The organism is Serratia sp. PL17 (assembly GCF_017832355.1).
Lineage (GTDB): Bacteria > Pseudomonadota > Gammaproteobacteria > Enterobacterales > Enterobacteriaceae > Serratia.
This window is the reverse complement of sequence record NZ_JAFIBY010000004.1, coordinates 242,293-268,297: the sequence shown is the minus strand read 5'-3', so window position 1 is coordinate 268,297 and position 26,005 is coordinate 242,293. Positions and strand designations below refer to the sequence as shown.

At 53.1% G+C, this 26,005-nt stretch carries 23 protein-coding genes; 10 read left to right on the top strand and 13 right to left on the bottom strand.

Annotation, left to right across the window (positions count from 1 at the left end):
• The first annotated feature begins 20 nt into the window (after nt 1-20).
• Nucleotides 21-1,004 (top strand): thiamine-phosphate kinase, encoded by a 984-nt coding sequence (gene thiL, locus JOE25_RS15450; protein WP_209636562.1) that lies wholly within the window; start codon nt 21-23, stop codon nt 1,002-1,004.
• Nucleotides 970-1,500, top strand: a complete 531-nt coding sequence (gene pgpA / locus JOE25_RS15445) for a phosphatidylglycerophosphatase A (protein ID WP_209636560.1) — start codon at nt 970-972, stop codon at nt 1,498-1,500. The genes thiL and pgpA overlap by 35 nt, the downstream gene beginning before the upstream one ends.
• Nucleotides 1,501-1,694: 194 nt before the next feature.
• On the opposite strand, the gene dxs is transcribed toward pgpA, so the two are convergent.
• The 3 genes from dxs to xseB all read right to left on the bottom strand — a co-directional run bounded on the left by dxs (nt 1,695) and on the right by xseB (nt 4,908).
• A complete protein-coding gene (gene dxs / locus JOE25_RS15440; protein ID WP_209636559.1) occupies nt 1,695-3,560 on the bottom strand; it encodes a 1-deoxy-D-xylulose-5-phosphate synthase in 1,866 nt (621 codons plus the stop codon).
• Between the two features lie 158 nt (nt 3,561-3,718).
• On the bottom strand, nt 3,719-4,639 hold the full coding sequence (gene ispA, locus JOE25_RS15435; RefSeq protein WP_037424308.1) for a (2E,6E)-farnesyl diphosphate synthase: 921 nt from the start codon (nt 4,637-4,639) through the stop codon (nt 3,719-3,721).
• 5 nt (nt 4,640-4,644) lie between these two features.
• Nucleotides 4,645-4,908 (bottom strand): exodeoxyribonuclease VII small subunit, encoded by a 264-nt coding sequence (gene xseB, locus JOE25_RS15430; protein WP_209636557.1) that lies wholly within the window; start codon nt 4,906-4,908, stop codon nt 4,645-4,647.
• A gap of 232 nt (nt 4,909-5,140) precedes the next feature.
• On the opposite strand from xseB, the gene thiI reads away from it, so the two are divergent.
• Nucleotides 5,141-6,589, top strand: coding sequence for a tRNA uracil 4-sulfurtransferase ThiI (thiI, locus tag JOE25_RS15425; protein WP_209636554.1), 1,449 nt, complete (start codon nt 5,141-5,143; stop codon nt 6,587-6,589).
• 155 nt (nt 6,590-6,744) lie between these two features.
• Here the strand turns inward: thiI and yajL are convergent, their stop codons facing one another.
• Entirely contained in the window at nt 6,745-7,335 is a 591-nt protein-coding gene (gene yajL / locus JOE25_RS15420; RefSeq protein WP_209636551.1) for a protein deglycase YajL, read from the bottom strand.
• Nucleotides 7,298-8,209: a 2-dehydropantoate 2-reductase gene (gene panE / locus JOE25_RS15415; protein WP_209636549.1), complete on the bottom strand. Its 912-nt coding sequence runs from the start codon at nt 8,207-8,209 to the stop codon at nt 7,298-7,300. Before panE ends, yajL begins: the two co-directional genes overlap by 38 nt.
• 182 nt (nt 8,210-8,391) lie before the next feature.
• On the opposite strand from panE, the gene JOE25_RS15410 reads away from it, so the two are divergent.
• On the top strand, nt 8,392-8,883 hold the full coding sequence (locus tag JOE25_RS15410; protein ID WP_209636547.1) for a YajQ family cyclic di-GMP-binding protein: 492 nt from the start codon (nt 8,392-8,394) through the stop codon (nt 8,881-8,883).
• Between the two features lie 51 nt (nt 8,884-8,934).
• Here JOE25_RS15410 and JOE25_RS15405 read toward each other — a convergent pair whose 3' ends face one another.
• The 8 genes from JOE25_RS15405 to JOE25_RS15370 all read right to left on the bottom strand — a co-directional run bounded on the left by JOE25_RS15405 (nt 8,935) and on the right by JOE25_RS15370 (nt 17,961).
• On the bottom strand, nt 8,935-10,299 hold the full coding sequence (locus JOE25_RS15405) for an MFS transporter (protein WP_209636545.1): 1,365 nt from the start codon (nt 10,297-10,299) through the stop codon (nt 8,935-8,937).
• 317 nt (nt 10,300-10,616) lie between these two features.
• The gene (cyoE, locus tag JOE25_RS15400; RefSeq protein ID WP_012005526.1) at nt 10,617-11,507 is read right to left on the bottom strand and encodes a heme o synthase; all 891 of its coding nucleotides are present in this window, start codon (nt 11,505-11,507) and stop codon (nt 10,617-10,619) included.
• Between the two features lie 17 nt (nt 11,508-11,524).
• Nucleotides 11,525-11,863 (bottom strand): cytochrome o ubiquinol oxidase subunit IV, encoded by a 339-nt coding sequence (locus JOE25_RS15395; RefSeq protein WP_012005527.1) that lies wholly within the window; start codon nt 11,861-11,863, stop codon nt 11,525-11,527.
• Nucleotides 11,860-12,477 carry a cytochrome o ubiquinol oxidase subunit III gene (locus tag JOE25_RS15390; protein WP_209636543.1) on the bottom strand — a complete coding sequence of 206 codons (618 nt, stop codon included), beginning with the start codon at nt 12,475-12,477 and terminating at the stop codon, nt 11,860-11,862. Before JOE25_RS15390 ends, JOE25_RS15395 begins: the two co-directional genes overlap by 4 nt.
• Complete coding sequence (gene cyoB / locus JOE25_RS15385; RefSeq protein ID WP_209636542.1) at nt 12,467-14,458, bottom strand: cytochrome o ubiquinol oxidase subunit I; 1,992 nt, start codon at nt 14,456-14,458, stop codon at nt 12,467-12,469. Before cyoB ends, JOE25_RS15390 begins: the two co-directional genes overlap by 11 nt.
• A gap of 5 nt (nt 14,459-14,463) precedes the next feature.
• Nucleotides 14,464-15,411 carry a cytochrome o ubiquinol oxidase subunit II gene (cyoA, locus tag JOE25_RS15380; protein WP_209636540.1) on the bottom strand — a complete coding sequence of 316 codons (948 nt, stop codon included), beginning with the start codon at nt 15,409-15,411 and terminating at the stop codon, nt 14,464-14,466.
• A gap of 439 nt (nt 15,412-15,850) precedes the next feature.
• Entirely contained in the window at nt 15,851-17,329 is a 1,479-nt protein-coding gene (ampG, locus tag JOE25_RS15375; protein WP_209636537.1) for a muropeptide MFS transporter AmpG, read from the bottom strand.
• Between the two features lie 53 nt (nt 17,330-17,382).
• Nucleotides 17,383-17,961 (bottom strand): lipoprotein, encoded by a 579-nt coding sequence (locus JOE25_RS15370; protein WP_209636535.1) that lies wholly within the window; start codon nt 17,959-17,961, stop codon nt 17,383-17,385.
• Between the two features lie 365 nt (nt 17,962-18,326).
• Here JOE25_RS15370 and bolA point away from each other — a divergent pair, with 365 nt between their 5' ends.
• From bolA to hupB, 6 genes are all read left to right on the top strand, one after another.
• Nucleotides 18,327-18,641 (top strand): transcriptional regulator BolA, encoded by a 315-nt coding sequence (gene bolA / locus JOE25_RS15365; protein ID WP_004940361.1) that lies wholly within the window; start codon nt 18,327-18,329, stop codon nt 18,639-18,641.
• Between the two features lie 366 nt (nt 18,642-19,007).
• The gene (gene tig / locus JOE25_RS15360; RefSeq protein WP_044548696.1) at nt 19,008-20,312 is read left to right on the top strand and encodes a trigger factor; all 1,305 of its coding nucleotides are present in this window, start codon (nt 19,008-19,010) and stop codon (nt 20,310-20,312) included.
• Between the two features lie 561 nt (nt 20,313-20,873).
• Complete coding sequence (gene clpP / locus JOE25_RS15355) at nt 20,874-21,497, top strand: ATP-dependent Clp endopeptidase proteolytic subunit ClpP (protein ID WP_020825491.1); 624 nt, start codon at nt 20,874-20,876, stop codon at nt 21,495-21,497.
• A 162-nt stretch (nt 21,498-21,659) separates the two neighbouring features.
• Nucleotides 21,660-22,931: an ATP-dependent protease ATP-binding subunit ClpX gene (gene clpX, locus JOE25_RS15350; RefSeq protein WP_182821771.1), complete on the top strand. Its 1,272-nt coding sequence runs from the start codon at nt 21,660-21,662 to the stop codon at nt 22,929-22,931.
• Between the two features lie 194 nt (nt 22,932-23,125).
• The gene (lon, locus tag JOE25_RS15345; RefSeq protein ID WP_209636533.1) at nt 23,126-25,480 is read left to right on the top strand and encodes an endopeptidase La; all 2,355 of its coding nucleotides are present in this window, start codon (nt 23,126-23,128) and stop codon (nt 25,478-25,480) included.
• A 216-nt stretch (nt 25,481-25,696) separates the two neighbouring features.
• Nucleotides 25,697-25,969 (top strand): nucleoid-associated protein HU-beta, encoded by a 273-nt coding sequence (gene hupB / locus JOE25_RS15340; protein WP_006319790.1) that lies wholly within the window; start codon nt 25,697-25,699, stop codon nt 25,967-25,969.
• The last annotated feature ends 36 nt before the right edge of the window (nt 25,970-26,005 follow it).

The window sequence follows — 26,005 nt, the reverse complement described above, 5'->3', positions numbered from 1 at the left end:
GAGTATATTGGAATATGACCATGGCATGCGGCGAATTTGACCTCATTGCCCGCTATTTTGACCGGTTTAAGAGTCTGCGCCGGGACGTACAGTTGGGCATTGGAGATGACTGCGCACTTCTGACAGTGGCAGAAAAACAGCTTTTGGCCGTCAGTACCGACACGCTGGTTTCGGGCGTTCACTTCCTGTCGGATATCGATCCGGCCGATCTCGGCTACAAAGCACTGGCCGTCAATCTGAGCGATTTGGCCGCTATGGGCGCCGATCCCGCTTGGCTTTCACTGGCATTAACCCTGCCGGACGTGAATGAACCTTGGCTAAAGGCGTTTAGTGACAGCCTGTTCGAACAACTTAATTATTACGGCATGCAGTTGATTGGCGGCGATACCACACGCGGCCCATTAAGCATGACGTTAACTATTCACGGGCTTATCCCTGCCGGCCGTGCGTTGACCCGCAGCGGTGCGCGCATTGGTGACTGGATCTACACCACCGGAACGCTGGGTGACAGCGCCGCCGGCCTGGCTGTTCTGCAGGATCGTCTGCAGGTGGCGGACGTTGACGCACGTAATTACCTGGTTGGCCGTCACCTGCGGCCGCAACCGCGGGTATTGCAGGGGCAGGCACTGCGCGATCTGGCCAGTTCGGCGATTGATATCTCGGACGGTTTGATTTCGGATCTGAAACATGTGCTTAGCGCTTCCGAGTGCGGTGCGCGGATCAACCTTGATGAGCTGCCGTTGTCACAGGCGTTAAGCAGCAATGTGGACGTTGAGCAAGCATTGCGCTGGGCGTTGACCGGTGGTGAAGATTACGAATTGTGCTTCACCGTGCCGGAGATCAATCGTGGCGCTTTGGAAGTGGCGCTGAGCCATCTGGGTGCGGATTACACCTGCATTGGTCAAATTGGCCCGCTCTCCGAAGGTATTAAGTTCTACCGCAACGATGAAGCAGTGGAATTGCCGTGGCATGGCTTCGACCATTTCAGCGAAGGGCAGGCGTAACATGGATGACGCTAAACGCCGCTTGCGGATGAGTAATCCTTGGCACCTGCTGGCAACCGGCTTCGGCAGCGGCTTGTCACCGGTAATGCCTGGGACGATGGGATCACTGGCTGCGATTCCTTTTTGGCTGCTGCTGATCCAACTGCCTTGGCAACTGTATTCACTCTTAGTGATGTTCAGTATCTGCATCGGTGTTTATCTGTGCCATCAGACGGCCAAAGACATGAAGGTGCACGATCATGGCAGTATCGTCTGGGACGAGTTTGTCGGGATGTGGATCACGCTGATGGCGCTGCCGGTCAATGATTGGCAGTGGGTAGCGGCAGGCTTCGTGATTTTCCGCATTCTTGATATCTGGAAGCCGTGGCCGATTCGTTGGTTTGATCGCAACGTTCATGGTGGTATGGGCATCATGGTTGACGACATCGTCGCTGGGGTATTTTCCGCCGGTATTATCTACCTGATTGGCCACCACTGGCCGGTTGGGTTGTTCTGATAACAAGGGCGCAGTGCAATACTGCGCCCTTGAGCACCACTCACCCGACTATTCAAATCCTGGCACGCAACGCGGCACACAGGGCATTCCCCCCTCGGCATTTCTTCCTGCGTTAGCACATATAGCGGATTTTCAGACGGCAGAAATGCAAACGCCCCCGCAAAGCGGAGGCGCCTGTCAGTGTGGCGTGAGGATTACTGCGCCAGCCAGACTTCGATTTGCCGCTGGATGCCTGCAGCGTCCAGGCCAAGATCAACACGGACTTCTTCCTGACTGCCCTGGGAGATAAAACTGTCCGGCAGGCCGATATTCAGCACAGGTACGACTCGGCGCTTGGCCATCAGCAACTCGTTCACACCGCTGCCAGCACCGCCCATAATGGCATTTTCTTCCAGCGTAATCAGTGCGTCGTGGCTGGTTGCCAGCGCCAGTATCAGCTGTTCGTCAAGTGGCTTCACGAAGCGCATGTCCACCAACGTAGCGTTCATGGTTTCCGCTACCTGTGCCGCTTCCGGCAACAGTGTACCGAAGTTCAGGATCGCCAGCTTTTCACCTTCACGGCGGACCACGCCTTTGCCTATCGGTAGCGCGCTGAGCGGTTCCAGTGGCGCGCCGGTGCCGTTGCCGCGTGGATAGCGTACGGCGCTTGGGCCTTCATTGTAGTGATAACCGGTGTACAGCATCTGACGGCACTCGTTCTCATCGCTTGGCGTCATGATCACCATGGTTGGGATACAACGCATGAATGACAGATCGAATGCACCTTGGTGAGTTTGGCCGTCGGCGCCGACAATGCCGCCACGATCGATAGCAAACATTACCGGCAATTTTTGAATGGCAACGTCGTGGATCAATTGATCGTAAGCACGTTGCAGGAAGGTGGAATAAATGGCCACCACCGGCTTGTAACCGCCAATCGCCAGGCCAGCGGCGAAGGTCACCGCATGCTGCTCGGCGATAGCCACATCAAAATATTGCTGTGGATAGTCACGGGAGAATTGCACCATGCCTGAGCCTTCACGCATTGCGGGAGTGATGGCCATCAGCGAGCTGTCTTTGGCGGCAGTTTCGCATAGCCAATCACCAAAGACTTTTGAATAGGTTGGCAGGCCCCCCGCGCTTTTTGGCAGAGTCCCGCTGGCTGGATCGAATTTGGGTACCGCATGGAAGCTGATCGGGTCTTTTTCCGCAGGGGCGTAACCACGGCCTTTTTTGGTCATGATATGCAGCAACTGCGGGCCTTTCAGGTCACGCATGTTTTTCAGCGTGGCAACCAGGCCCTGGACATCGTGACCGTCTACCGGGCCGATGTAGTTAAAGCCCAGCTCTTCGAACAGCGTGCCTGGCACGACCATACCTTTCAGGTGTTCTTCGGTGCGTTTGACCAATTCTTTGATTGGCGGCAGGCCAGACAGCACTTTTTTTCCGCCTTCGCGCAGGGTGGAGTAGAGCTTGCCGGACAGCAGTTGGGCCAGGTGATTATTCAACGCACCGACGTTCTCCGAGATCGACATTTCGTTGTCGTTCAGAACCACCAGCATGTCTGGGTTAATGTCGCCGGCGTGGTTCATGGCTTCAAACGCCATACCTGCGGTGATTGCGCCATCGCCGATCACGCAGACAGTGCGGCGATTTTTACCTTCACGTTCCGCTGCCACAGCCATGCCGAGCCCGGCGCTGATCGAGGTGGAAGAGTGGCCAACTGACAGCACATCGTATTCGCTTTCCGCACGCCACGGGAAAGGATGCAGGCCATTTTTCTGGCGAATAGTGGAGATTTTGTCACGGCGACCGGTCAGAATCTTATGTGGGTAGGCTTGATGGCCCACGTCCCATACCAGGTGATCGAACGGGGTTTGGTACACATAGTGCAACGCCACCGTCAGTTCGACGGTACCCAGCCCAGACGCAAAGTGGCCGCTGGAGCGACTGACGCTGTCCAGGAGGTATTGCCGAAGTTCGTCACACAGTTTCGGCAGGCTCTCTTTCGGCAACGAGCGGAGTTCATCGGGATTTTCCGCTAGCGCCAAGGTCGGGTATTTGGCTATATCAAGACTCATTCGATACTCATATCAGAGGATGTTACCCTTCATCTTTCAAGGTGCAGCGGTATTGGCCGCCTTCTCTCACCCCAGTCACTGGGATTGCCCAGTTCCGGGGGATTCGCTCAGTTGCCGCCTGGCTGCAACTTGAAGTCAATTGGGTATTACGTCACACGTTAATTGTCGCGTTCAATAATGAAGCTGGCTAACGCTCGCAATGGCGCTGTGTTATAAGATTGTGCTGCCAAAGTATCTAATGCAGCTAAAGCTTCCTGATAGAGATCCCACGCTTTTGCTTTCGCGCTGTCAAGCCCGAGCAAAGCTGGATAGGTGCTCTTTCCATGTTGCTGGTCTGCGCCTTGGCGTTTGCCAATTTTTTCGGTTTCGCCGACCACATCTAAAATATCATCCTGCACCTGGAACGCCAGGCCAATTGCAGCCGCGTAACGGTCGAGCTGTGGCAGCGCGGCACGACCAGGTTCTCCGGCGGCCAAGGCCCCGAGACGGACTGCGGCGCGGATTAATGCGCCGGTCTTGTGGCGATGGATCTGCTCCAATGCTTCCAGACCAACCTGCTGATCTTCGGCTTCGAGATCCAGCGACTGACCGCCACACATTCCCGCAACGCCGCTGGCGGTTGCCAATTCAGACACCATCGCTAACCGATCGCGCAACGCCACATCGGGCATGTCGGCATCGGCCAGAATGGAAAAGGCCAGCGTTTGCAGGGCATCGCCGGCTAAAATTGCGTTGGCCTCACCAAATTTGATGTGGCAAGTCGGTTGACCACGACGCAGGTCGTCGTCGTCCATGGCCGGCAGATCGTCATGGATCAGTGAGTAGGCGTGAATACATTCTACCGCAGCTGCGGGCGCATCCAAATTATTCAGTGATACGCCAAACATCTGCCCAGTGGTGTACACCAGGAACGGACGCAGGCGTTTGCCGCCCAGCAGCGCGCCGTGGCGCATTGCCGCCACCATATTGCCATTGTTGAACGGCAAGGGTGCGATAAAATCCAGCAGCGTGCGGTCGGCCCGCTGGCGCAACGCCTGCAACTGGTCAGAAAAAGCGGTTTGTTGGACGGTCTCGGACATGGTGATTACTCGGCATCCGGTGTAAAAGGTGCCAGCGCAGTATCATCGGCACTGTCGTTAAGCAGAATTTGTACGCGTTGTTCCGCCTGCTGAAGCTTCTGCTGGCCCTGACGCGCGAGCTGTACGCCACGCTCGAACTCATTGAGCGCGTCTTCCAAAGGCAATTCACCCGATTCCAGACGCGTTACGATGTTTTCAAGCTCGCTGAGTGAGCTTTCAAAGCTGATGCTTTGCTCTGTACTGTCTGATTGTGCAGGTTTTTTCGGCATAGTTTTCTTTTTACATCATCATGTGAACAGTAGCGCCAGAGCCTATCCTAGCGGATTTTGATTAGCAAATCATGGCGCGCATGTGTGGTTTTGTGCACCGAGCCCCACCAGATGATGGTATACTCTGCGCCGCAAATGCGATTGATAAAACATTCGGTAGCCCCGAGGGCTTTATCAATCGCATATACATTGTAAATCCTTTTCCCACGTAATTCTGACAATAAAGACCGCCATGAAGTTTATCATTAAATTGTTCCCGGAAATCACCATCAAGAGCCAATCTGTGCGCTTGCGCTTTATCAAGATCCTCTCGACCAGTATCCGCAACGTCCTGAAGCAGTATGATGAAACACTGGCGGTTGTCCGTCACTGGGATCATATCGAAGTTCGCGCCAAAGATGAAAACCAGCGTCCGGTTATTGCCGACGCACTGACGCGCATTCCCGGTATACACCATATTTTGGAAGTGGAAGACCGCGACTATACCGACATCCACCATATTTTCGAGCAGACGCTGGAAGCCTATCGCGAGCAATTGGAAGGTAAAACCTTCTGTGTGCGGGTTAAACGCCGTGGCAAACAGGACTTTAATTCTCAGGACGTGGAGCGTTACGTCGGCGGTGGCCTGAACCAGCATATCGAAAGCGCGCGCGTTAAGTTGTCGCACCCGCAGGTGACGGTCAACCTGGAGATTGAAGACGACAAGCTGATGTTGGTGAAAGCCCGCCGTGAAGGCATCGGCGGTTACCCGGTGGGGACACAGGAAGACGTACTGTCGCTGATTTCTGGTGGTTTCGACTCGGGCGTTTCCAGCTATATGCTGATGCGTCGTGGTTGCCGCGTGCATTATTGCTTCTTCAATCTGGGTGGCGCTGCGCATGAAATTGGCGTGCGTCAGGTGGCTCACTATCTGTGGAACCGCTTTGCCAGTTCGCACAAGGTACGGTTTATCGCTATCGACTTTGAACCCGTGGTTGGCGAGATCCTGGAAAAGGTCGAAGACGGCCAGATGGGTGTAGTGCTCAAGCGCATGATGGTACGTGCTGCTTCGCAGATTGCTGAACGTTATGGCGTGCAGGCACTGGTGACCGGTGAGGCCTTGGGCCAGGTGTCCAGCCAGACGCTGACGAACCTGCGCTTGATCGACAATGCGTCCGATACGCTGATCCTGCGTCCGCTTATCTCCCACGATAAAGAGCACATCATTAAAGTGGCGCGTGAGATTGGCACCGAGGATTTCGCCAAGACCATGCCGGAATACTGCGGTGTGATCTCGAAAAGCCCGACGGTAAAAGCAATCAAAGCGAAGATCGAAGAAGAAGAAGCTAACTTTGATTTCAGCATTCTCGATCGTGTGGTGAGCGAAGCCAAGAACGTGGATATTCGTACTATCGCCGAGCAAACGCAGGAACAGGTTACCGAAGTGGAAACCGTGGCGGCGTTTGGCACTGACGAGGTGATTCTGGATATTCGTTCTAACGACGAACAGGAAGATAAACCGCTGAAGCTGGATCAGGTAGAGGTAAAATCACTGCCGTTCTACAAGCTCAGTACCCAGTTTGGCGATTTGGACCAGAGCAAAACCTACCTGCTGTACTGTGAGCGTGGCGTGATGAGCCGCCTGCAGGCGCTGTACTTGCTGGAGCAGGGGTATAGTAACGTCAAAGTCTATCGCCCTTAAATCCACTTCATACTTGAAGCTGCACCTGTGTTGGCTGCATGCGCTCACCCCGGTCACTTACTCAAGTAAGCTCTCGGGGATTCCCGCACTGGCCGCCGGGTTGCAGCTCCAATTATTTTGTGGATTATATATTTTAACCTCAGAACTGATGCTTGCTAATCGCGGAAGTCGTACATCCCCGGTATCAGCACCAATTGCGCCGCGATTTCCGCCGCTTTCGCTTTACCCAACAGTAAATCAATCAGCTTCAGCGCAAACTCCATAGACGTTCCCGGCCCCTGGCTGGTGAGCAGGTTAACGCGTGCATCAAAGACCACACGGCGCTCCATCCATTTGTCCGCGGGGATCTGTTCTTTCAATCCTGGGAACCCGGTCATATTACCGATGGGGAACAGGTCGTGGTGCTGTAACACCAGTGCAGGTGCCGCACAGATAGCCGCGACGATATTGCCTTGCAGATGCATTTGACGCACTTTCTCCACCAGCAACGGGCTGTCACGGAAACATTCGGCACCTTTCAAGCCGCCGGGCAGCACGATGGCATCAAAAGGCTCGTCCACAATCGATACCAAGGGCGCATCCGCCAACAGCTTAACGCCGCGCGAACAGACAATGGTCAGGTCGCCATCATTGGCCACACTGGCCGTAGTGACGTTAACGCCCGCTCGTACCAGCAGATCGATGGTAGTGACGGCTTCGGTTTCTTCGCTACCAGGTGCCAGGCAGACCAGCGCCGATACGCTCATATTCATTTTCCTTTCGCTTAATCAATTCAAACAGCCGCGCATTTTCTGGCAGGGTGATGCCGTGGCTACGTGCGCGGCGCAGGAGGTAGCCGGTAATGTAGTCGATCTCCGTGTGCCGTTGGGTACGGATGTCTTGCAGCATCGAAGAGATATTGTCTGCGGTACTCTGGATCACGGCCATGACGTACTGCAGCAACCCTTCACAAGAGGTGTGGTAGCCCTCCATTTCCATCACACTGGAGACCTCGCGGCAGATAACTTCAATTTGCTCTGGATAGCGCTGAAGATCACCATTACGGCAGTTATACAGCGCCGTCAGCGGATTGATTACGCAGTTGACGGCCAACTTACGCCAATTCGCAGAGGCAATATTATTGTGCCAGGCGACATCAGGCAGGGCTTGATGCAGCACCTCTGCCAGATGGCTGAGGGGTATTGCCGACGGGGAGGTTGGGCCAATATGCGTGGTGCCACCCGCGACGTGGATAATCGTGCTGCCGTCATGGCGTGCTGCATGGGTTGTGGTTCCCTGCAATATCGGCTGGTTGTTTGCCGGGAGTTCATCCTGAGTACCCATGCCGTTATGCAGTAACAGGATGGCGCAGCGCGGGTTCAACTTCGGCAACAGCGCACTGACTGCGCCGGATACCTGCCAGGCTTTCAGGGTGACCAGCAGCAGTTCACTCTGCGCCAAATGTTCGGGATCGTTGGTGGGCAAATTACGGTTGAACGAGGGGCCATTAGGCTCAATCACGTTCACTGCGCAGAAGGGTTGTGGCACTCGCAACCATCCCTGTACGTCATGGCCCTGCTGATAAAGTCGAGAGAGCCACAGCTGTCCGAGCGCACCGCAACCAAGAATAGTTATTTTCATCCAGACTCCTTGGGGTAACGGGAATATCGCTCTATTACTGTCGTATAATTATAGACTTTTCCGTTGTTCGACGGGTTATTCGCCAACAGGTTAGGCAGATTTTGCCTGAGGCCTTAAAGCGGTTATCATGCTCGGCATCGAAATCGCCTATCGCATTAGGCTCTCATTCAGGAGGAAGAAGTATGCCATCTTTCGACATTGTTTCCGAAATTGATATGCAGGAAGTGCGTAACGCCGTTGAGAACGCCACGCGCGATCTTGGCACGCGTTGGGATTTCCGTAACGTGCCGGCCAGCTTCGAGCTGAACGAAAAAAATGAAAGCATTAAAGTTGCCAGCGAATCTGATTTTCAGGTGCAGCAGTTGCTTGATATTCTGCGTGAAAAGCTCAGTAAACGCAGTATCGAAGGCAGCGCGCTTGAGATCCCGGACGAAATGACCCATAGCGGAAAAACCTACAGTGTGGAAGCCAAGCTGAAGCAAGGTATCGAAGCCAGCCAGGCGAAGAAAATCGTCAAGTTGATCAAAGACAGCAAGCTGAAAGTTCAGGTGCAAATCCAGGGTGAAGAAGTCCGGGTAACCGGTAAGTCACGTGACGATCTGCAAGGCGTGATGGCGCTGGTACGCGGTGCCGATCTGGGGCAGCCGTTCCAGTTCAAGAACTTCCGCGATTAAGGTTTTTGCGAAGGCGAAGATCGTGAGGGGCCAGCTTGCTGGCCCTTTTCTTTACAGTGAATTCACCAGCGCTTCCAATTGGCCGCGGTTGGTTTGTTTGGTATCGACCTTTACATAGGCGCTGCGCTCTTCCGGGACCACTATTGCCTCCGCCACGCCCGGCTGGGCTTTCAGGCGGCTTTCCAAGGCTGAATCTTTCACTGCCAGTTCCGACAATGTAATACGTAGGCTACTGACGTATGGCGGTTCTTGCATGGTACTGCTGACCAAGAACCAAATGGCCGCCAGCACCGCGCCGGCGATAAATACCAGCCCAGCGCCCTGCAGGCCATACAGGAAACCGCCCAGACTGCCACCTATCGCGACGCCAATAAATTGGCTGGTAGAGTAAACGCCCATCGCCGTGCCTTTATAGCCAGCAGGGGATTCTTTACTGATCAGTGAAGGCAGGATTGCTTCCATCACGTTAAAAGCCATAAAGAATAACTGTACACCTGCAATGATGCCCCACAGGTGCGCGCCGGACAGCCACAACAGTATTTCAGCGCAGAACAGCACCGCCACGCAGCCCATAAAGACTTGCTTCATTCGGCGTTTCTTCTCAGCGTAAATGATAAAGGGCACGACGGCGGCAAAAGAAACCAGCATGGTGACCAGGTAGACGATCCAGTGTTCGCTCGGGGCCAAACCTGCTTTTTCCATCGCCAATGGGAGTGCCACGAAGCTGGACATCAGCAGAATATGCAGGCACATAATGCCGATGTTCAGTTTTAACAGGCGGGAGTTACTCAGCACTTTGCTGAAACTGCCGCGCACTATGCTGGATTCACGGTTCAGCACGTGATGGCTTGCGGAAGGCACGACCGTCAGAGTGATTACGATACCCGCCAATGCCAGCACGGCAATCATCCAAAACAGCGCATGCAGGCCGAAGGCGTGGGTGACAATCGGGCCGACGACCATAGCAATAGCGAAAGTTATACCGAAGCTCACGCCGATAAACGCCATGGCCTTGGTACGGTTCTGTTCCCGGGTGAGATCTGACAGCAGCGCCATGACTGCCGCCGCGATAGCGCCAGAACCTTGTAATGCCCTGCCAAGAATAACACCCCAGATAGAGTCGGTTGCGGCGGCAATCACGCTGCCCAAAGCAAAGATCAACAGGCCGCCGACAATCAGCGGTTTGCGGCCGATGCGGTCGGAGATCAGACCAAAGGGGATCTGGAAGACAGCCTGTGCCAGGCCGTAAATGCCGATAGCAATACCGATCAATGTTTCGCTGGCACCGTTCAATGCCATGCCGTAGGTGGTCAGTACCGGCAGCACCATAAACATGCCGAGCATGCGCAGTGAAAATACCGTTCCTAATCCCCAGGTCGCCCGGCGCTCCAGCGGGGTCATTGCATTATCGTTCATTAAAACCTCATTAAAAGCCATTCCGTCAGGTTATCGGTGATAACGCCTGATGGGATAGCTTCTGTTAAAACTGCGTCATTTTAGTGTGAAGGGTAGGGGGGGTAAATCTAATGTTGTTTAGCAGATATTACAGCTTCCCCTTGAAGCTACAGCGCTGTTGACCGCGAGCACTTACCCCGGTCACTTGGTTGGTCAAGCTCCCGATGATTCGCACTCTTGCCGCCTTGTTGCAGCTCCGATCATTTCGGGAGTAAACGGATTTCTGAACTGACAAATAAAATGGGCCGCTTACGCGGCCCATTTACAGACGATTTGGCTTACCAGACGTACGTCATCAGGGCTTCCGGCGCCGCGGTGGCGCTGAAGTCGATAGACATCATGACGCTCAACGAGGTGATGGCAACGATCGAGAACACGAATAGCTTACGTGCCCACACGCTGTCATTTTCGGTTTTGTAACCACGCAGTGCCATGCCCAACCACCATACGCTTACCGCCGCAGCGACGATCAGGTATTTGTAGCCAGCGTAGCCGCCCAGGGTCAACATCAGGGTGGCAATCATAAACGCCACAATGTAGACCGTGATGTGGTTCTTCGCCACCGAAATGCCTTTGACGACCGGCAATACCGGGATGTTCGCCGCTTGGTAATCTTTAAAGCGGAAGATGGCAATCGCATAGGAATGCGGCATCTGCCACAGGCTAAAGATAGCCAGCAGGATCAACGCACCAGCATCGAACTCATTGGTCACCGCGCAGTAACCGATAACCGGTGGCGCAGCGCCCGACAAGCTGCCGATCAAGGTGCCGTATACCGAGTGACGCTTCATGTACAGGCTGTAGACGCCGACATACACCACGAAACCCATCACCGCCAGCCACATGGCTAACGGGTTGGCACCGATATACAGCAACGCAAAGCCCGCAATACCCAGAGCGGTAGCATAAACCAGGCTTACACTCGGCGCGATCAGGCCTTTAACCAGCACCCGATTCTTCGTTCTCTCCATTTTCTTGTCGATGTCACGGTCAATGTAGTTGTTAAACACACAGCCCGAAGCGACAACCAACGAGACACCCACGAGGGTGGCGAGAAACAGGGGATAGTCGATGCTCCCTTTGGAGGCGAGCAAAAATCCCCCGACGACAGAAATTAAATTGCCGAAAATAATTCCTGGTTTAGTTACTTGCAGGTATTGCTTAATCATCACGTCCAGCTCTGCTCTTAATCGACCATCATATTGATGTTGAGGTTGTACATAATCCAGAGTGAACCTACAACAACGATACCGATGATCATAGCGGTGAACAGCAATGCCACCAGGTTCCAGCGCTCTTCCGATGAGGTATTCATGTGCAGGAAGTAAATCAGGTGAACAACAACCTGAATCACTGCCATGCCAACGACAACCGCCAGAATGGTTGAATGAGAGGCTGTACCACTCATGACCATCGCAAATGGAATCACCGTCAGGATGATCGACAGAATAAAGCCGATCAGATAGGTCTTGACGCTACCGTGGCTTGCGCCGCCGTGAGAAGTTTCATGGGATGAATGACTCATGACATAACCCCCAGCAGGTAAACAACGGTGAATACGCAGATCCAGACCACGTCCAGGAAGTGCCAGAACAGGCTCAGGCACATCAGACGGGTTTTGTTGGTTGACGTCAGGCCACGCTTGCTGACCTGAATCATCATGATGACGATCCACACCAGGCCGGTAGTCACGTGCAGACCGTGGGTAGCAACCAGTGCGAAGAAGCCGGACAGGAACGCACTGCGATCCGGGCCATAACCTTCAACAATCAGGTGATGGAATTCATAGATTTCCATCGCTACGAAGCCCAGACCAAACAGGAAGGTCAGGAACAGCCAGGTATTAACGCTGCCAACCTTGCCTTTGTTCATGCCGATCATCGCCATACCGTAGGTGATGGAGCTGAACAGCAGCAGGAAGGTTTCAACCAGGACAAACTTCAGATCGAAGATGTCTTTGCCAGAGGGACCACCCGCGGTCCCGTTCACCAGTACTGCATAAGTCGCGAACAAGCTCGCAAACAAAATACAGTCGCTCATCAGGTAGATCCAGAATCCGAAGACTTTGGTCTCTCCTGCGTCGTGGTGCCCATGCTCTGCATGGGCTGCGTTATGGTTAGTCAGAGTATCAGTTGACATGTTTCACGCCTGCTTTGCTGATTTGTTCATAGTGTTGGTTTTCAATGCGCTCGATTTCATCAACCTGCACATAGTAATCAACATCTTCATCGAAGCTCTTGGCAATCCAGGTCACGATCATACCTACGAAGGCAGCGATCGCCATCCACCAGATGTCCCAGATCATCGCGAAACCAAATACCAGGCTGAAGCCAGCAATAATCACACCGGCGCCGGTATTTTTCGGCATATGAATGGGTTCGTATTTCGCCGGCTTCTTATAAGCTTCGCCTTTTTCTTTCATGTCCCAGAACTCATCACGGTCATGAATCTGTGGCACTACGGCAAAGTTATAGAACGGCGGTGGAGACGAGGTCGCCCACTCCAGCGTACGAGCACCCCATGGGTCACCGGTCAGGTCACGGTTCTGCTCACGGTCACGCACACTGACGTAGATCTGAATCAGTTGGCACAGGATACCGCAGGCAATCAGAGCCGCGCCGCCAGCTGCTACGAGCAGCAGTGGGTGGAACTCTGGGTTGATGTTCTGGCTGATACGACGAGTCATACCCATAAAGCCCAGAGCATACAGCGGCATGAAGGCCACGAAGAAACCGATGATCCAGAACCAGAACGCACGGATACCCCATTTTTCGTTCAGCGTGAAGCCGAAGGATTTAGGGAACCAGTAGGTCAGGCCAGCGAAGCAACCGAACACCACACCACCGATAATCACGTTATGGAAGTGGGCAATCAGGAACAGACTGTTGTGCAGCACGAAGTTCGCGCCCGGTACTGCCAGCAGAACGCCGGTCATCCCACCAACGGAGAAGGTGATGATGAAGCCGATGGTCCACAGCATTGCGGAGTTGAGCTGAATGCGGCCTTGGTACATGGTGAACAGCCAGTTGAAGATTTTCACCCCGGTAGGGATGGAAATGATCATGGTGGCGATACCGAAGAAGGCGTTAACGTTCGCGCCGGACCCCATGGTAAAGAAGTGGTGCAGCCATACGATGAACGACAGAACGGTAATCGCGATGGTTGCCCATACCAGTGAGGTATAGCCGAACAGGCGTTTTCTTGAGAAGGTCGCGGTGACTTCAGAGAACACACCAAACACTGGCAGAACCAGGATATACACCTCTGGGTGACCCCAGGCCCAAATCAGGTTGATGTACATCATCATGTTGCCGCCCATATCATTGGTAAAGAAATGGAAGCCCAGGTAGCGATCCAGGGTCAGCAACGCGATAGTCACGGTCAGAATTGGGAAAGAAACGATGATCAGGACGTTAGTACACAGCGCCGCCCAGGTGAACACCGGCATCTTCATTAAAGGCATGCCAGGAGCACGCATCTTCATGATGGTTGCGAAGAAGTTCACACCGGTCAACAAGGTACCCAGACCAGAAATCTGCAGACTCCAGATCCAGTAATCGACCCCGACACCAGGACTGTATTCCTTGCCCGACAGCGGCGGATACGCCAACCAGCCTGTCTGCGCGAACTCACCGACACCCAGAGAGATGTTGATCAGCACGACACCCACCACGAAGAACCAGAAGCTCAGGGAGTTCAGGAACGGGAAGGCAACGTCACGCGCACCGATTTGCAACGGTACGACCACGTTCATCAGACCGACCACGAAAGGCATCGCCATGAAGAAGATCATGATCACGCCGTGAGCGGTAAAGATTTGGTCGTAGTGGTGCGGCGGCAGGAATCCGGCCTCGCCGGCGGACGCAAGCGCCTGCTGGCTACGCATCATGATGGCATCGGCGAAACCACGCAGCAACATAACCATTGCCACGATGATGTACATGATACCAATTTTTTTATGGTCGACCGAAGTCAGCCAGTCTTTCCATAGCCACTTCCACTTGCCGAAATAGGTTATCAGGGCCAGCAGAGCCAAGCCCCCAATAATAATTGCAGCAACGGTGACTACGATGATTGGTTCGTGGTACGGAACCGCATCAAGCGTTAATTTTCCCAACATCAGTTTTATTCCTCGGCTCCGGCGTGAGCATGTTCACCCATGTCCATACCCTGGCTCATGTCCATACCTTCGTGCGCGGAAGCGCCTTTGTGCATGTCCATATCGCCCATGAATTTGCCAATAGTTTCTTTGAACAAATTCGGTTTGACACTGGAGAAGTACTCGACCGGGTTATTTTCACTCGGCTCTGCCAGTTTGTTAAAGTCGCTGGTGGCGTTAAGGTTAGTCGACGATGCTTTCACCTTGGCAACCCACTGATCGAAGTCGCCTTCGGTTGGGGTGACAATGGCGGTGAATTTCATGCCGGAGAACCCGCGACCGCTGAAGCTGCTGGAAATACCGTCGTATTTGCCTGCTTCATTGCCGATCAGGTGCAGTTTGGTCTGCATCCCGGCCATCGCATAAATCTGCCCACCTAACTGAGGAATAAAGAACGAGTTCATTACCGAGTTAGAGGTGATCTTGAATTCGACTGGAACATCTTTCGGGAAGGCCAGCTCATTAACGGTTGCGATGCCTTGTTCTGGGTAGATAAACAGCCATTTCCAGTCAAGCGACACGACTTCGATCGTCATTGGCTTTTTGTCAGTGACAATCGGCTTGAACGGGTCGAGTTCGTGCGTCGTTTTCCAGGTAATGGTGCCAAGGATGGCGATGATAATGATAGGAATGGTCCAGACGACCGCTTCGATCTTGTTGGAATGTGACCAGTTCGGACTGTATTTGGCATCTTTGTTGGAAGCACGGTACTTCCAGGCAAAGGCGAACGCCATAAAGATAACTGGTACCACTACGATCAACATTAATGCGATTGCGGTGATAATCAGTGTCCGTTGCTCAACACCAATTGCTCCTTTGGGATTCATCAATACCATATTGCAACCACTGAGCATTACAGTGGAAGCAATTAAGGCCAACATCCCAATACTTTTATTGTATTTCTTAAGTCTCATCTAACGACCTCAATTACAAAGGCTCTATTGTCGTTTCATGTGTGCGGGCATTTTACGGGAAGGTTGCAGTACTGTAAACATGCTTAAGGGAGTGTCAGCGGCTTGTTGACACTTTCTGTTAAGGGGGTCACAGATGTCACGCTGCGTGACAATTTACTAATGGCAACAAAGCGTTGGCACGCTGAATCGTGCCGGGTAATTCGTATGTTAAGGAAAACTAAAGGTATGATGAATCTTGCAGGTAGAAACCCTTTTTTGAAATACGAATGAAAGGTTTATTTAATGTAAAATTATTGTATCTTAAAAGTGAATTTAATTTTATTTCCGACTGCCGCACTCGGATAAAAAAATAATTTGGACGGGAATTATATTTTTTAACTAAATAAATACATCACTCTGATGCATTTTTGCCGACCGGCGCGATGACCGGTCGGCGATATCACGCCAATTTAGTACGGCGTAACGCCAGATAATCCAGCACACTGCCCATCGCAATGCCCACCAGACTCAACGCGGCGCCTAACTGCAACAGCCGATCGGCCAGATTTGGCAAGGCACTCCAGTCAAGCGCGTTCGTGATCAGTAGAACCAGCCACAGGCCCAACAACGAGCAGCCCAGCGTCAGCATGCGTAATGCCCAACGGTAATACTGGCGGAACTCGGTGCGCGGCATGAAATCATCGGTACGTTGGGTATATTCCAGCGTCTGACGGCACAGGCGCAGCAGCAACAGGCCCGGCAGGGCAGCGGCGATTGAGAATAAATAAAACAGCGGCCAGCCGTGTGCTTCGACAAACCAGCCGGCAATCGGGCCTACATAAACGCGCCCAACGGCGGACAGTGCAGACAAAAGTGCAAACTGGGTGGCGGAAAATGACTTGTTGCACAGCGTCATCAGTAATGCGACGAAGGCTGCGGTCCCCATTCCTCCGCACAGATTTTCCAGGAAAATGGCGCTGCCCATGGTCATAAGGTTTTTATCGGTAACGGCGAGGATCCAATAACCGAGATTGGAAACCGCCTGCAGGATACCGAACAGCATCAGCGCGCGGAACAAACTCAGGCGCTGCATCAGCACGCCGCCAAACAGGGCGCCGACGATGGTGGCGAACAGGCCCAGCGTTTTATTCACCAGACCGACTTCCCCGGCATCGAAGCCAACGCCGCGGATCAGGAAGGTGGTGCTCAGGCTGCCGGCAAAGGCATCCCCCATCTTGTACATCACGATCAACAGTAAAATCAGCCAGGCGTTGTTACGCGCAAAGAAATCACGCAACGGGGCAACCACCGCTTGTTCCATGGTGCGTGGTGCAGGAATGCTGTCGTCCGGTTCGGGCGCCATCAAGGTGGCGGCGATACCAATCAGCATCAGCCCAGCCATCAACCAATAGGTTGACTGCCAGCCAAAATAGCGATCGGCCAGCCACAGCGCTAACCCACCGGAGACCAACATCGCCAGGCGATAACCCAGAACCGAGATAGCGGCGCCGGCACCGCGTTCTTCGGCGCTCAGCAGGTCAGTTTTATAGGCGTCAAAAACGATATCCTGCGATGCAGAACAGAAGGCGACCAGTACCGCCAACGCCGCCAGCCACCACAAGTCTTGCGCCGGCTGCATAAAGCCCATCGCAACAATTGACGCGACCAGCAGTAATTGGCTGATCAGCAACCAGCCACGCCGCCGCCCAAGGAATGGCGGGGTATAGCGGTCCATAAAGGGGGACCACAGGAATTTGAACACATAGGCCTGGCCAACCAGAGAGAAAATACCAATGGTTTTCAGATCGATGTTTTCGACGGTCATCCAGGCTTGTAGCGTGCCGGAGGTCAGTGCCAGTGGCAGACCCGACGCAAAGCCCAGCAGCAGGAGGATGGCAGAATTACGCTGGGTGAAAATATTCAGATACTGTTTCGACATGAGTTCCCTGTCTGCACCGCCCGATGATCCGGGCGGCACAAGGCGAGCGCGGCTTAACGCGCGTTTTGCTTGATAAAGTCGTTGACGCTGGTGTCTTGCGCCATGTCGGCAATAACGTCACCCAGCACGCTATTAACCGCGTTGGTGATTTTCTCGTTGGTTGCGGTGAAGGCGCCCTGGACGTTATACGTGGAGCGATAGTTCTTCACCTGCTTGCTGCCGTTCTTCGCCTGAGCGATGATCGAAATATCCGCCTTGGTGGTGATGTTGTAGCGGAGGTTGCCTTCAGAGACGTCCGCATACAGGTTATTGACGACGATTTGCAGGTCGACCGCACCGTCTGCGCCAATCATGTAACCGCGAGCGCCCATTTGTTTCTCCAGCACTTCTTGCAGCAGGAAGCGCAGATCACGTGATGGCGTCAGCGTCACGAGCTGGCCGTCGCGGTTCACTTTTGCCAGCGCCTGATCTTTACGCTGATCCGCACCGTTAATGCTGATGGTTACGCCTTGCAGCGTAGGATCTTGCTGCGGCAGCACAATTTTTGGCGTCACGTTCAAGGTGTTGCTGCTGGTAGCACAGCCAGCCAGCATCAGTGCGGCCAACAGTGGAAGGCAAAGTTTTTTCAACATAGTTACTGTCTCATTCTCGATGGATTTTAAGCTGCTGCAAACCGCCAAAGGCTGAGCGGCGGGTTTGAGCACGCTTTCTGTAATAATCAGAGCGGGATAGCCAACAACAAATTGTCGACATCATAGCATCGCCGCCAGCCGGAGGAAGCGCAGAACGCACCGGAGTGACAAATTTTTACCTGCCGTTGATAAAAACATGCTTTTTTGACCGCCTCAATCAGATAAACCTCAAGCGGCGGCAGATGTTGACCATTTTTTGCCCGCAGAAAAGAGAAATTTACCTGAGGAATGGTCTAAAAGGGGGGAAAGCGGCTAATATTGAAATAGATGGGGCGGTCCTCTGCCGGTGTAGTAAAGGAGATCCTATGATTCGCGAGCAAATAGAAGCAAAGTTAAGGGCGGCGTTTGAGCCCGCGTATCTGGAAGTCGTTGATGAAAGTTATCGTCACAACGTTCCGGCGGGTTCAGAAAGCCATTTTAAAGTCGTATTGGTCAGCGATCGCTTCGTCGGCGAACGTTTTCTGACTCGGCATCGTTCAATTTACGGCGTGCTGTCTGAAGAGTTGGCAGATGGCGTCCATGCGTTGGCATTGCACACCTATACCCTGAAAGAGTGGGAAGGTTTGCAAGATACCGTGCCAGCATCACCCCCATGTCGTGGGGCCGGTACCTTAGCCTGATGGCTAAATTTGCGGTATCAGTGGAACTTTGACCACGAATTGGGGTATTACTACAGACGAATTTTGGAACGGCCTGCGGGCCGTTTCTGTTTTTGACGACGACACAGCCGATGCGCCATGCAGCTAAGGCCGGGTCGGTTTCGGCGGCCTTTTGGCGATCAAATCGACAAAAGTGTGAGTTTTAGCGCGCCGCCGCCGCCTTGCTTTCCTCGACTCGCTCCGCATGCGCCGCTATAATGTCGCGTCTTATTTTTCCGGAATGGTTTCGGGACGCTTCTGTCATCAGGAAACTCGGTTCTGTAATGTAGCCGTCCTGGTTCTTGGAACGGAGTTGACCGAGCACTGTGATTTTTTTGAGGTAACAAGATGCAAGTTTCAGTAGAAACCACTCAAGGCCTTGGGCGCCGTCTCTCTATTACTGTACCCGCTGATACAATCAAGCAGGCTATCAAAAAAGAGCTGATCAACGCGGCAAAAAGCGTTCGTATCGATGGCTTCCGTAAAGGCCATGTACCGATGAACATCGTTGAGCAGCGTTATGGCGCTTCCGTTCGCCAAGACGTGCTGGGCGAAGCGATGCAACGCAGCTTTGTTGATGCGATCATCAAAGAAAAGATCAATCCGGCTGGCGCACCAAACTATGTGCCGGGCGAGTACAAAGAAGGTGAAGACTTCACCTTCGCCGTTGAGTTCGAAGTGTATCCAGAAGTTGAGCTGAAAGGCCTGGATGGCATCGAAGTTGAGAAGCCAGTTGTCGAAGTTAACGACGCTGACGTTGACACTATGCTGGACACTCTGCGTAAACAGCAGGCGACCTGGAAAGACAGCGATCGCGCAGCGCAAGCTGAAGACCGTGTGACTGTTGACTTCTCTGGTTCTATCGACGGTGAAGAGTTTGAAGGCGGCAAAGCCTCTGACTTCGTACTGGCTATGGGCCAGGGCCGCATGATCCCAGGCTTCGAAGAAGGTCTGGTCGGTCATAAAGCCGGTGAAGAATTCACCATCGACGTTAACTTCCCAGAAGATTACCACGCTGAAAACCTGAAGGGCAAAGCGGCTAAGTTCGCTATCGTTCTGAAGAAAGTAGAAGAGCGTGAGCTGCCAGAGCTGACTGAAGAGTTCATCAAACGTTTCGGCGTGGCTGATGGTTCTATCGAAGGCCTGCGTGCTGAAGTGCGTAAAAACATGGAGCGCGAGCTGAAAGGCGCAGTGCGTAACCGCATCAAGACTCAGGCAATCGACGGTCTGGTCAGCGCTAACGAAATCGACGTTCCAGCTGCGCTGATCGACGGCGAAGTTGACGTTCTGCGCCGTCAGGCTGCACAGCGTTTCGGTGGCAACGAGAAGCAAGCGCTGGAACTGCCACGTGAACTGTTCGAAGAACAGGCTAAGCGTCGCGTTGTTGTTGGCCTGCTGCTGGGCGAAGTGATCAGCACCAACGATCTGAAAGCTGACGAAGATCGCGTTAAAACGCTGATCGAAGAAATGGCTTCTGCTTACGAAGATCCAAGTGAAGTTGTTGAGTTCTACAGCAAAAACAAAGAGCTGATGAACAATATGCGCAACGTTGCTCTGGAAGAACAAGCGGTTGAAGCCCTGCTGGCAAAAGCGAAAGTGACTGAGAAAGCCACTACCTTCAGCGAGCTGATGAACCAGACTCAACAGGCGTAATGTCTGTACGTCGGGGCGCACAGGTTGCGCCCTTGGGAACGGCTTGCTGAGTCCCGGCGTTAAAAAAGCCCGTAACCTTCGGTTGCGGGCTTTTCTTTTGGCCACGTTGCTGATTAATCTCAGGTTAAGCGTGACAATATGCACTATATTTACACTGTTGCTCTTGGAGCCGTCTGGCATGATGTTTACAGTCAGTACGTGGGTGCGCAGGGTAACTGCTAAAAATACGTTGCCGGGCTTGAAAATCTCTCAGCGGCCCCAATCTGTAAAAAGTATATGTATACCCTATAGCTTTCAAGTTGCAGCTAGGCGCCCAACTCGCTCATCCCCAGGCGCTTACTCGAGTAAGTAACTGGGGTGAGCAAGTGCAGGTAACAACGCTGTGACTTGAAAGATGACGGGGAAAGGCTATTTGCCAGAGTGCGCGGGATAAGAAAAACCGTCGGGTACGTGTGGCGTGGGTCGAATGCTTGAGCATAGTCATCATGACCGTTCTCAAGTAGAATCGGTGTAATAGGGTGTAACCCTGGCCGCCAAGGCAATTTCTATTAGGAGACGGTAATGTCATACAGTGGCGAACGAGATCAATTTGCACCTAACATGGCCCTGGTGCCGATGGTGGTAGAGCAGACTTCACGCGGGGAGCGTTCTTACGACATCTATTCCCGCCTGCTGAAAGAGCGCATTATTTTCCTGACCGGCCAGGTCGAAGATCACATGGCCAACCTGATTGTGGCGCAGATGCTGTTCCTCGAGGCAGAAAGCCCGGAAAAAGACATTTACCTGTACATTAACTCCCCGGGTGGCGTGATCACCGCTGGCATGTCAATCTATGACACCATGAAGTTCATCAAACCGGATGTCAGCACCATTTGTATGGGCCAGGCATGCTCGATGGGCTCGTTCCTGCTGACTGCCGGTGCTAAAGGCAAACGCTTCTGCCTGCCAAATTCACGTGTGATGATCCACCAGCCGCTGGGCGGCTATCAGGGCCAGGCGACGGATATCGAAATCCATGCGCGTGAAATCCTGAAGGTGAAGGCTCGCATGAATGAGCTGATGGCAGAACATACCGGCCAGTCATTGGAGCAGATCGAACGCGATACCGAGCGTGATCGCTTTATGACCGCGGAAGAAGCAGTAGAATATGGTCTGGTTGACGGCATTCTGACGCACCGCAAGTAAGACCACGCGGCTGGCGAGGTAATATGTGCGAGCCGATAGACTATAGTAATCAGAGCGGGCGCGGCTCGCTCTGGTGAGCATTATCGGCATTCCCGGTATGAATTGGGGCGCACGATCGCCGTGATTTTCCTGCGGAACAAAGACTAAAGAAGAGGTTTACTGATGACAGATAAGCGCAAAGACGGTTCAGGAAAGCTGCTGTACTGCTCTTTCTGCGGCAAAAGCCAGCATGAAGTGCGTAAGCTGATTGCCGGTCCGTCAGTGTATATCTGCGATGAATGTGTTGACCTGTGTAACGACATTATTCGCGAAGAGATTAAAGAAGTTGCCCCGCACCGTGAGCGCAGTGCGCTACCGACGCCGCACGAGATCCGCCACCACCTGGATGACTACGTCATTGGTCAGGAGCAGGCGAAGAAAGTGCTGGCTGTTGCGGTGTATAACCACTACAAGCGCCTGCGCAACGGCGATACCAGTAACGGTATTGAGTTGGGCAAAAGCAACATTCTGCTGATTGGCCCGACCGGTAGCGGTAAAACCTTGCTGGCGGAAACGCTGGCGCGCTTCCTGGATGTCCCTTTCACCATGGCCGATGCCACCACGCTGACCGAAGCCGGTTATGTGGGTGAGGACGTGGAAAATATTATCCAGAAACTGCTGCAGAAATGTGACTACGATGTGCAGAAAGCACAGCGTGGCATTGTCTACATCGATGAAATCGATAAGATTTCTCGTAAGTCAGACAATCCGTCTATTACCCGTGATGTTTCGGGTGAAGGCGTGCAGCAGGCACTGTTGAAGCTGATCGAAGGCACTATTGCTGCCGTTCCACCGCAAGGGGGTCGTAAGCATCCGCAGCAGGAATTCCTGCAGGTTGATACCTCGAAAATCCTGTTTATCTGTGGTGGCGCATTTGCCGGCCTGGATAAGGTGATCGGTCAGCGCGTCAATACCGGTTCCGGTATCGGCTTCGGCGCAACCGTGAAGGGTGAAGCAGAGAAAGCAACGGAAGGCGAATTGCTGCTGCAGGCTGAACCGGAAGATCTGATCAAGTTTGGTTTGATCCCAGAGTTCATTGGTCGTCTGCCGGTGGTCGCTACGCTCAGCGAGCTGAGCGAAGATGCGCTGATTCAGATCCTGAAAGAGCCGAAAAATGCCCTGACCAAACAGTATCAGGCGTTGTTCAATCTGGAAGGTGTCGAGCTCGAATTCCGTGAAGAAGCGTTGAATGCTATCGCCAAGAAAGCCATGACACGTAAAACCGGTGCACGTGGCCTGCGTTCTATCGTAGAAGGCGCGCTGCTGGATACCATGTATGACCTGCCCTCTATGGACAGCGTCGACAAAGTGGTGATCGACGAGTCGGTCATTGCCGGTCAGTCCAAACCGTTACTGATTTACGGCAAGCCGGAAGCGCAGGCTTCAGGCGAATAATTCGCCAGTCAAACCAGAAAGTTAATACCAAAATGGGGGATTTTATCCCCCATTTCTTTTTCCTGCATTCTTGCCGTTGAATGTAAGAGATTCATCCCCATATACTCATTAACCAGATTTTATGAAACGTTTGATGCTTGCGTCTCATGAGATTCCCCTCAACCTGGCGGAAGTTAAACTTAAGAGAGAGCTCTATGAACCCTGAGCGTTCCGAACGCATTGAAATCCCCGTCTTGCCGTTGCGCGACGTGGTGGTTTATCCGCACATGGTGATCCCGTTATTTGTTGGCCGGGAAAAATCGATTCGGTGCCTCGAAGCAGCAATGGATCATGATAAGAAGATCATGCTGGTGGCACAGAAAGAGGCCTCAACGGATGAACCTGGCATTAATGATTTGTTCTCTGTCGGCACCGTAGCGTCGATCCTGCAGATGCTGAAATTGCCCGATGGCACGGTAAAAGTGCTGGTAGAAGGTCTGCAACGGGCACGTATTACTACGCTTTCCGACAGCGGTGAGCATTTTGCTGCCCAGGCAGAATATCTTGAGTCGCCGGCAATTGATGAGCGTGAGCAAGAAGTCCTGGTGCGTACCGCCATCAATCAGTTTGAAGGCTACATCAAACTGAACAAGAAAATTCCACCGGAGGTGCTGACGTCATTGAACAGCATCGACGATGCTGCACGCCTGGCGGATACCATCGCTGCGCATATGCCGCTGAAACTCAGCGACAAGCAGTCGGTACTGGAGATGTTCGATATTACTGAACGTCTGGAGTACCTGATGGCGATGATGGAATCGGAAATCGACCTGCTGCAGGTTGAGAAACGTATCCGTAACCGCGTCAAAAAACAGATGGAAAAAAGCCAGCGCGAGTACTATCTGAATGAGCAGATGAAGGCGATTCAGAAAGAACTGGGTGAAATGGACGACGCGCCGGACGAGCATGAAGCGCTGAAGCGTAAGATTGAAGCGGCCAAAATGCCGAAAGAAGCGCGCGAAAAAACCGAAGCGGAACTGCAAAAGCTGAAAATGATGTCACCGATGTCTGCGGAAGCGACCGTGGTACGCGGGTACATCGATTGGATGTTGCAGGTACCGTGGAATGCGCGCAGCAAGGTGAAAAAAGACCTGGTTAAGGCGCAGGAAGTGCTCGATATCGATCACTACGGCCTGGAACGCGTCAAGGATCGTATCCTTGAGTATCTCGCAGTGCAGAGCCGCGTTAGCAAAATCAAAGGGCCGATCTTGTGCCTGGTAGGGCCTCCAGGCGTGGGTAAAACCTCGCTGGGGCAGTCGATCGCCAAGGCGACCGGCCGCCAGTACGTGCGTATGGCACTGGGCGGCGTGCGCGATGAAGCGGAAATCCGCGGGCATCGACGCACCTATATCGGCTCAATGCCGGGCAAGCTGATCCAAAAAATGGCCAAGGTGGGGGTGAAAAACCCGCTGTTCCTGCTCGATGAGATCGACAAAATGTCTTCGGACATGCGTGGCGATCCTGCTTCTGCACTGCTTGAGGTGCTGGATCCAGAACAGAACGTGGCGTTTAACGATCACTACCTGGAAGTCGATTACGATCTGTCCGACGTGATGTTTGTTGCCACCTCAAACTCGATGAACATTCCTGCGCCGTTGCTGGATCGTATGGAAGTGATCCGCCTGTCAGGCTATACCGAAGATGAGAAGCTTAATATTGCCAAGCAACACCTGTTGCCGAAGCAGCTTGAGCGCAATGCCCTGAAGAAAGGTGAACTGACGGTAGACGACAGCGCCATTGTCGGCATTATCCGTTTCTACACCCGTGAAGCTGGGGTGCGTAGCCTGGAGCGTGAAATCTCCAAGCTGTGCCGTAAAGCGGTGAAAACGCTGCTGATGGACAAGAAGACCAAGCATATTGAGATCAACGGCGACAACCTGAAGGATTACCTGGGTGTGCAGCGCGTCGATTATGGTCGTGCGGATACCGAAAACCGTGTGGGCGAAGTTACTGGCCTGGCGTGGACGGAAGTGGGTGGCGATCTGCTGACCATTGAAACCGCCTGCGTACCGGGCAAGGGCAAGCTGACCTACACCGGTTCTCTGGGTGAAGTGATGCAGGAATCGATTCAGGCTGCACTGACCGTGGTCCGCGCGCGCGCGGACAAATTGGGGATTAATCCTGATTTTTACGAGAAGCGTGACATCCACGTGCACGTGCCGGAAGGCGCTACGCCGAAAGATGGCCCAAGTGCCGGTATTGCGATGTGCACAGCGCTGGTTTCCTGCCTGACAGGCAACCCGGTTCGCGCAGATGTGGCAATGACCGGTGAGATCACGTTGCGTGGTCAGGTGTTACCTATTGGTGGTCTGAAAGAGAAACTGCTGGCGGCGCATCGCGGCGGTATCAAAACCGTGCTGATTCCTTTTGAGAACAAGCGCGATCTGGAAGAGATTCCGGACAACGTTATCGCCGATCTGGATATTCATCCGGTGCAGCGAATCGATGAAGTTTTGAACCTTGCGTTGCAAAACCCGGCCTTCGGCGCACTGCCGGTAGCGGCAAAATAGTGACGAATCGCAAAAACCATTGATAAAACTTATGCTGGCAAGTCATTTCGGACTTGCCAGTCTTTTTTTGTACCGCTAAGTTAGAAAGCTATCGGCCCGCGTTTTGTCATGCTTTCGGTGGCTTGCCAAGGTTCGATGGGATTGATATAACAGCTGCGCTGTCGCAACCGTAGGGATTTTTCGGTGCGACGATTGAATTCTAGAGGGGATGATAGAGTGAATAAGTCACAACTGATCGACAAAATTGCCGCAGGTGCTGATATTTCCAAAGCGGCAGCTGGACGTGCTTTAGATGCAGTCATTGCATCTGTTACCGAATCCTTGAAGGAAGGGGATGACGTGGCTCTGGTTGGTTTCGGTTCTTTTACAGTGCGTGAGCGTTCAGCCCGTACTGGCCGTAATCCACAAACCGGTAAAGAGATCAAAATCGCGGCAGCCAAAGTTCCGGCCTTCCGTGCAGGGAAAGCGCTGAAAGACGCAGTAAACTGATTGTTTGCGTCTAACCGTTTAGCGTTACAGGGTTTT